Consider the following 1,946-nt stretch of genomic DNA (forward strand, 5'->3'; position numbering starts at 1 on the left):
CACGAGATTGGTGTCGGCATGCTCGATGCCGACATATTCGGCGAACGAGCCCCAGCCAGTGAAGCCCGGCTGGGTCTGGTGCTCGCAGACCTGATGGTTGCCGGAGGTGCATTCGAAGCAGCGGCCGCAGCCGACGGCGAAGGGCACGGTGACGCGGTCACCGGCTTTCCAGCGGCTGACCTGCTTGCCGGCGGCGACGACGACGCCCGCCAGTTCATGTCCCGGAACATGCGGCAGCGTGATGCCGTCGTCATGGCCCATCCAGCCATGCCAGTCGCTGCGGCAGAGGCCGGTCGCCTCGACCTTGATGACGACGCCATCCGCTGCCGGCTTCGGGTCGGGCACGGTCTGGATCGTCGGCGCCTCGCCGAATTTTTCGAAGACGACAGCTTTCATGGGAGTGCTTTCATATGTTCAATTCAAAAGACAGTGCGGGTTTGGGCGGTCCGTAACTAAGTTGGCGATGGCGGTTGGTCGAGCAGTGGCTGCCGCTTGCGGAACCACTCGTCGGCTTCGGCGTCCCAGGGCCAAATGCCCGAGGTATTCGGATACACGAGTTGCATGACGCGGAAATCCGGACCGTCGTAGAACCAGATGTCCCAACCGAAATGTTCGGGATATTGGTCCGGATGGACGGAGCCGAACTGACAGTCGAAGCCGCCGCCCAGGAAACCTGACGCTCGCTGTCCGATGCTGAACGTTTCGCCGTTTCGCACCCGCCGGCAATACTCGTTGATGATACTTTGGGAAAGCTCCGGTTTCAGCCCGATGATGACCAATTCGGGAGCCTTGAAATTGTGCTCTATCCTCACCGAGTAGGCGAAAGGCGGAAGCTCGTCTTCTGCCAAGACATACAGGATGTGGCAGCCATACGCTTCAATGTCGGCGAGCGTCTTTGCTTCGTCCGGGTCTGTGGCTTCTCTATTCGGCATCGATCTGGTTCTGCGGTGCCGCCTTCTGGAACGCCGGCAGCGCCATGCAGGCGGCGTGGATGCGCGAGATCACCGGGTAGGGCGTCATGTCGACGCCGAAGCGGGCGTTGTTGGTGACCTGGGCGGCGAGGCAGATATCGGCCAGTCCGGGCGTCTCGCCATGGCAGAAGGTGCCGGTCTGAGGCGACGAAGCCAAAATCTTCTCGAGCGGCTGGAAGCCTTCGTTCACCCAGTGCCGGAACCAGTTCACGACATCCTCGTCGCCGGCGCCGAACAGGGTGCGCAGCGAGGTGAGCACGCGCAGATTGTTCACCGGATGGATGTCGCAGGCGATCATCTGCGCCAGCATCCTGACCCGCGCCCGGCCCAGCGCATCCTTCGGCAGCAGCGGCGGCTCTGGCGCGATCTCGTCGAGATATTCGATGATCGCCAGTGATTGCGTCAGCAGCGTTCCGTCGTCCAGCACCAGCGCCGGCACCAGGCCTTGCGGATTGACCGCGAGATAGGCCGGCTCGAGATGCTCGCCATGGCGCAGGTGATGCGGCACATAGGTGTAGCTCAGCCCCTTCATCTCCAGCGCGATCCGCACCCGGTAGGAGGTGGAGGAGCGATAGTAGTTGTGGAGGACGAGGTCGCTCATCGGATCACGGTCTCGGCTGGCCGATGGCCACCTCAATGGCGCCTATGCCGTCGACGCCGCCGGTGATCTTGTCGCCTGCTTGAACCGCGCCGACGCCAGCCGGCGTGCCGGTGAAGATCAGGTCGCCGGGCCGGAGCTCGACCGCCTCGCTGCAGATCGAGACGACATCGGCGACCGGCCAGATCAGCTCGGCGAGGTCGCCGTCCTGTTTTACCTCACCGTTGACGGCGAGCCAGATACGGCCCTTGTCGGGATGGCCTGACTTCGAGACCGGGACCAGCGGACCGCAGGGCGCGGAGCGGTCGAAAGCCTTCGACCAGTCCCAGGGGCGGGCGGCTTTCTTCGCCTGGTCCTGCAGGTCGCGGCGGGTCCGG

4 protein-coding genes are annotated in these 1,946 nt (G+C 63.8%); all 4 read right to left on the bottom strand.

Going from position 1 to position 1,946, the window contains the following annotated elements; all coding sequences use genetic code 11:
* On the bottom strand, window positions 1-396 hold a 396-nt coding region (locus EOA29_RS34745), incomplete at its 3' end, for an alcohol dehydrogenase catalytic domain-containing protein (protein WP_148669395.1).
* Window positions 397-452: 56 nt separating this feature from the next.
* A complete protein-coding gene (locus EOA29_RS34750) occupies window positions 453-932 on the bottom strand; it encodes a DUF4262 domain-containing protein (protein WP_127222277.1) in 480 nt (159 codons plus the stop codon).
* Entirely contained in the window at window positions 922-1,572 is a 651-nt protein-coding gene (gene maiA / locus EOA29_RS34755; protein WP_126093360.1) for a maleylacetoacetate isomerase, read from the bottom strand. Before maiA ends, EOA29_RS34750 begins: the two co-directional genes overlap by 11 nt.
* A gap of 4 nt (window positions 1,573-1,576) precedes the next feature.
* Window positions 1,577-1,946, bottom strand: a 370-nt coding sequence (locus EOA29_RS34760; protein ID WP_189479093.1) for a fumarylacetoacetate hydrolase family protein, incomplete at its 5' end; no start/stop codon positions are given.

The organism is Mesorhizobium sp. M1E.F.Ca.ET.063.01.1.1, from assembly GCF_003998155.1.
Lineage (GTDB): Bacteria > Pseudomonadota > Alphaproteobacteria > Rhizobiales > Rhizobiaceae > Mesorhizobium.